The sequence below is a fragment of the Selenomonadales bacterium genome (assembly GCA_018335585.1).
Taxonomy (GTDB): Bacteria; Bacillota; UBA994; order UBA994; family UBA994; genus UBA994.
The window spans coordinates 1-5,003 of sequence record JAGXRZ010000035.1 but is presented as its reverse complement, the minus strand read 5'-3'; the positions used below and the strand labels follow the sequence as shown (position 1 = coordinate 5,003).

The window sequence follows — 5,003 nt, the reverse complement described above, 5'->3', positions numbered from 1 at the left end:
TCTGAGGAACCAGAGGTTCTTCTCCCTCGCGGAGTTGAATGAGGCCATCAAAGAGAAACTAACGGAGTTTAATGCTAAGCCCTTCCAGAAACGTGCCGGAAGTCGTCTGAGCACTTTCACCGAAGAGGAACAGCCACTGTTGCTACTTCTCCCCAAAGCGCATTATGAGCTATCGACGTGGAAAGTGGCGACGGTGCAGTTTAACTACCATATCTCTGTCAACGGGATGTTCTACAGTGTCCCTTATGAGCTGATCAAGCATAATGTTGCTTCTCACGTAATTTGTCGGGGAGTTTCTCGCCGCCAATGGCGGGAGAGTTGATGAGCCAATCCGCCACCCACGTGACAGTTCTAACGCCAATCAACAGGGCAGCACATGCCAAGCGCTGTGGATAGTGTGGAAAAGCCCCCGAGAGGGGGGCGGGCGGGTTTACATGCCGGATCCACGCTGGCGCGCCGTATCTTGAGAAATGCGCGCTATGAGGTCGGCTTCGACTATTTCTGCGCCCGACTTCTTGGTGGCATGGAGCGCGTGAGCGCAGATGTGGTTGATGAGGCGTGGTATCCCCCGTGTATCGGAGTAGATGAGCTTAAGGGCAGATTCACTGAAGAGAGGTGTTGTGTAACCTGCGCCTTTCATTTGGTGGCGAATGTAACTGGCGGTTTCCTCGGCAGAAAGCCCGGCAAGATGGTACTGCAGCCGAACCCGTTGCGACAGAGCTTCATGTTTGTTGAGTCTTAGGGTCCGTCTTAATTCCGGCTGCCCCACTAAGACGAGCGAAAACAGCGAAGTAGAGTCCATGTGCTGGTTTAGGGCAAAGCGAAGCTCTAGGAGTAATGACGGGGCAACATCTTGCGCCTCATCAAGAAACACTACGAGCGCTCTGTCCCCTTGCTGCTGGCGTTGTTGCAAGGTCTTGTGAAAGAGATGCCTCGCCTTTTCAAGATGATACGGCGTTTCCTCGCCGAGTAGTCTTAGCAGCTCGCTGTAAAAGTCCTTTGGCTTCATGCCGGCTTGGACTAAGTAAATGGGATGAAAGCGCATGGGGTCAAGCAAACGTACCAGATGCCGAATTAAAGTAGACTTGCCCGCACCGACTTCGCCGGTTAATACCCCAAGCGACCCGTTGGCTAGCATGAGGTGTAACCGAGCTAAGGCCTCAGCATGAGCCTGAGACTCAAACAACATGTGGTTCTCTGGCCCTCTGGCAAACGGTTCAGTCATGGGACACCTCCTTGCCGGAGTAACTGAGCGGCGGCAAAGCTAAACGGCGCTGCTTCTCAGTAAGGTCAAAGAAGTTAATGTCAGAGGTCGCGGCGCATTCCTGCTTGGGCGCCTTTTCTAGCGCTTTACGGGTAAGATCAAGCACAGTGGCATCAGGAAAGCGTTTTCCTAGCAGCCATACTTGAACTAGGCTAAGGTCGAAGGGGTCAAAACGTAAAGTGACTTTCTTAGTACAAAGCGCGGGGTCGACTTCGTAAGTGTTGCCATATAGACTAATGCACGAAGACTTGTCTACCTTGCGTTCTTCTTCCCAGAGAAAAATATCTGTGAGCTCCACAAGCGACACATGACGCCTGACCCGCTCAGTCTTTGCTCGGTCTATGGGGGCCATCTTGGTGCCGCCATGTTCACGCGTATGGTAATAGCCGTCTACCCACGAACTAAAAGCGTCATTAAGTTCCGACAGCGTAGATAAGCGACCGTTCTCAATTTGCAGATAAGCCTCATGCTTGAAGCTAGTGTCTACAAAACGGAAAAATCGTTCGATCTTCCCACGCCCTTCAGGTCTATATGGCCTAGTATGGGAAAGCCGCATGCCAAGCTTGCCACAGATCCTTTCTAGGTGCGATGACGAGAATACGGCACCGTTATCGCAGTAGAGTTGTTCGGGTATCCCGTGCTTAAGAATCGCCTTCTTCAGCGCGTCCTCTAGTCGCGGCAGACGTTCATCCCAGTAGAATTCTCCATGAACAATAAGGCGGCTGTAGTCATCGAGGATGGCAAACAGAATAGCTTTGCGCCGCTTTTTAGGGTCAGACGGGTCAGGTAAGTAAAGCGTATGCTGAAAGTCTGCCTGCCAGAGGATATGTGCGTCGGGAGCCTCAAATCGTCTGCGTCCCGTAGGTTCTTGAAGGAGTTCCTTGCGACTTAACCCTAGCCCTCTAAGGTGCCTAGCAAGCGTACTTGATGCAACCGAGCCTTGTGAGACGGCATTGCTCGACTCAAGGATGTATTTGATCTGTTCGACACTGCGCTCCGGCCTAGCCCTACGCAGTTCTGCCGCCATTTCCAGAATGCTCTTGGGTATGGCTGTTGGGCCGCTTGTAGTCCTCGGCTCTGGCTTTAGCCCTTCCCAACCGTGTTTGCGATACGCTGCAATGTAGCGCTCTAAGCTGCGAATACTTATCCTAGTACGCACACCCCCGGGTACCGTGTAGTGTCTTGAGGCAATCTCCTCTAGTGTCGCCTTTATCTCCCCCGGTGAGAAAGGCGTTTGGCGACTGACGATAGGTGCAATGAGGCTGTAACGGAAAGCCGCGCAGTGTTCTCTAGTGTCCATTAAATTCTACTCCCTTCGCAAGCTGTCCTTATTGTCGCGGATTAGATGTACGAAAGCCATGTACATCTTTTGTGGGAAATTACGCGCTTCCCGCCACCGCCACCGACAAGTACTCAAGCAAACTCAAAGGACTTATTCTCTTCCACAGCGGGAGCAGATAACCCCACTCGTCTTTTGGTTTGTGTCCACCTTGCGGCAGCGCCACATTAGGCAGCCGTGTCAGCACTGCGTGCCATATCTTCGCCACAAACGTCTTTAGCCGCTCATCCCAAAAACGGACCCAACGACCTAGCGTGCGCTCGCTAAATGGCCCGCCGGGGATAGCGGACGTAAGCGCAGCTTCGCTCAGACTGATGCCGCACGCTCTGCTTTCTAAGACGTGTTCATGTACATCAAGCGCTATCTGGCTACCCTTAGCCACAAAGGGAGGCCACAGTGAGCTCGACCGCTTGCAGTTGCTGCACTTAAAACGGTAGATGGGGATGGTGAACTCCCCCCTCACGCTAAAGAGCCTTCGCAAGTACCTGCCATGCTTATGTAATTCCTGTGACTTGCAGAACGGGCAGGTGACAGGCCGGAGTCCTTCGGGGCAGCCTTCCTTGAAAAGTTCACAGTACCTCTCGACAGTCAAAGCTTCGCTCAGTATAATCATTTTGGGTGCAGACCCTAAGGAAAGAGCGGATGAGGCTGGCTGGCCACGTGGTTCGCTCTTTTCGCTTTTCCTCTCTCAAAAGCTGATTGGCGTGTGCCTCTACGCCGCACACGCCAATCATTATCCCAGAGCTCCGCTATCCAATGCAAGAAAAAAGCACTCGTCTACCGACAGGCAACGTGAGTGCTAACAGCATAAGGTAGACGTGCGCATAACCCGAGCTGTGATAGAAGTCTTCTTCCAGAATAGTAGAATCTGCTCGCATGCAAGGTTACACGGTCGGGAGGGACAGTACAGCACCGTGACTGACCATATGCCGGAGGAGCACCGGAAGTACGCGCAGTGGAACGCGCATCGCTTCATCTCATGGGCGTCTAGTGTGGGCCCCAGCACGGAAGTGGTTATTAGGGCTATTCTCGCCGCGCATAAAGTAGAGCAACAGGGATACCGCAGCTGTAACAGCATGTTGAGATTGACGGAGAAGTATCCGACCGAGCGAATTGAGGCTGCCTGCCAAAAAGCGCTTGGATATACCCCCAGCCCCAGTTACAAGAACGTACAGACTATCCTCAAGTCAGGCCATGACCAAGTGCTGGACAAGCCGACGAAAAAGGACCAGTCTGAACATGGTTTTGTGAGGGGAGCTAAGTACTACGGGGGTGAGGGCACATGTTAAACGAAGTTACGGCTCAGAAGCTCATCGATCTGCGACTTTCTGCCATGGCTGAGCATTTTAAGCGACAAATAAAGGACCAATCTTTCGACTCACTATCCTTTGAGGAGCGCTTTGGTTTGCTAACCGATGCTGAATGGGCAAGGAGGAAGAACAACCGCCTAACGAGGCTCATTAAGAAGGCGGAGTTGCATTTCCCGAGTGCGTGCATTGAGGACATTGAATACCACGCGGACAGAAAGCTCGACAAGGCCCTGATTACCCGTTTATCCACCTGCAACTTTATTGGCGATAGACGCAATATTATCGTCCTTGGCGCGTCCGGTGCCGGTAAGACCTATGTGGCCTGCGCCTTTGGCATTGCAGCTTGTAGGAACTTTTACTCGACCAAGTACATGCGCCTCCCCGAGCTGCTCCTCGATCTAGCAGTTGCCCGGCGGGAGGGGACGTATCGCAAGGTGATGAGTGCCTACAAGAAGTACAGCCTCCTGATCATAGATGAGTGGCTCCTAGTGCCATTGAAGGACAGCGAAGCTCGAGATTTGCTTGAGATCATTGAGGCCCGGCACAAGAAGGCGTCCACCATATTCAGCTCGCAGTTCGCCCCTGCGGGATGGCATGCCAAGATCGGTGAAGACCCCCTCGCTGACGCCATCTTGGACCGGATTGTTCACGATTCTTACACCATCGTTATAGACGGGAAAGACTCCATGCGCCACCGCAAGGGAATCCCCGGAGACGAACGGTAGAGCGAGATGTGGGGGCTCTGCCCCCACCGCCCCCGAGGTTTAACGCTTATCAAAAGCCCTACATTATCAAAAGTCACTCCGAGAGGCTGAGCTGCACGCTTCACTGCCAATGTCTCAGCTTTGCATAATGTATAATCTCTTAAATCCAATCGTAAGGAGGTTAACATTATGGATGCATTCCGACCTACCAAGCTGCATGAACAAGTTGAAAAAGCAGAAACGACATTAAGAGAAAGGGGCTATGCGGATAAGACTATTGAGAGTTACGTTGGCGTCTGGCAGCACCTGATGAAGTATGCGGCCATGACAAGTATGGCATCATGCACTGCTGAACTGCTGACTCGATTCGCTGAACAGCAATATGG

7 protein-coding genes are annotated in these 5,003 nt (G+C 52.5%); 4 read left to right on the top strand and 3 right to left on the bottom strand.

Going from position 1 to position 5,003, the window contains the following annotated elements; translation table 11 throughout:
- On the top strand, positions 1-322 hold a 322-nt coding region (locus tag KGZ66_06005; GenBank protein MBS3985137.1), incomplete at its 5' end, for an IS21 family transposase.
- 108 nt (positions 323-430) lie between these two features.
- Here KGZ66_06005 and KGZ66_06000 read toward each other — a convergent pair.
- The 3 genes from KGZ66_06000 to KGZ66_05990 all read right to left on the bottom strand — a co-directional run bounded on the left by KGZ66_06000 (position 431) and on the right by KGZ66_05990 (position 3,066).
- A complete protein-coding gene (locus KGZ66_06000) occupies positions 431-1,225 on the bottom strand; it encodes an AAA family ATPase (GenBank protein ID MBS3985136.1) in 795 nt (264 codons plus the stop codon).
- Positions 1,218-2,564, bottom strand: a complete 1,347-nt coding sequence (locus KGZ66_05995; GenBank protein MBS3985135.1) for a DDE-type integrase/transposase/recombinase — start codon at positions 2,562-2,564, stop codon at positions 1,218-1,220. Before KGZ66_05995 ends, KGZ66_06000 begins: the two co-directional genes overlap by 8 nt.
- Positions 2,565-2,643: 79 nt before the next feature.
- Positions 2,644-3,066: a hypothetical protein gene (locus KGZ66_05990; GenBank protein MBS3985134.1), complete on the bottom strand. Its 423-nt coding sequence runs from the start codon at positions 3,064-3,066 to the stop codon at positions 2,644-2,646.
- Between the two features lie 451 nt (positions 3,067-3,517).
- Here KGZ66_05990 and KGZ66_05985 point away from each other — a divergent pair, with 451 nt between their 5' ends.
- From KGZ66_05985 to KGZ66_05975, 3 genes are all read left to right on the top strand, one after another.
- The gene (locus tag KGZ66_05985; GenBank protein MBS3985133.1) at positions 3,518-3,892 is read left to right on the top strand and encodes a hypothetical protein; all 375 of its coding nucleotides are present in this window, start codon (positions 3,518-3,520) and stop codon (positions 3,890-3,892) included.
- The gene (istB, locus tag KGZ66_05980) at positions 3,886-4,638 is read left to right on the top strand and encodes an IS21-like element helper ATPase IstB (protein MBS3985132.1); all 753 of its coding nucleotides are present in this window, start codon (positions 3,886-3,888) and stop codon (positions 4,636-4,638) included. The genes KGZ66_05985 and istB overlap by 7 nt, the downstream gene beginning before the upstream one ends.
- Positions 4,639-4,806: 168 nt before the next feature.
- Positions 4,807-5,003, top strand: a 197-nt coding sequence (locus KGZ66_05975; GenBank protein ID MBS3985131.1) for a hypothetical protein, incomplete at its 3' end; no start/stop codon positions are given.

Coding starts and splice junctions, on each gene's coding strand:
- KGZ66_05995 (MBS3985135.1), bottom strand. CDS start 2,564: ATGGACACTAGAGAACACTGCGCGGCTTTCCGTTACAGCCTCATTGCA.
- KGZ66_06000 (MBS3985136.1), bottom strand. CDS start 1,225: ATGACTGAACCGTTTGCCAGAGGGCCAGAGAACCACATGTTGTTTGAG.
- istB (MBS3985132.1), top strand. CDS start 3,886: ATGTTAAACGAAGTTACGGCTCAGAAGCTCATCGATCTGCGACTTTCT.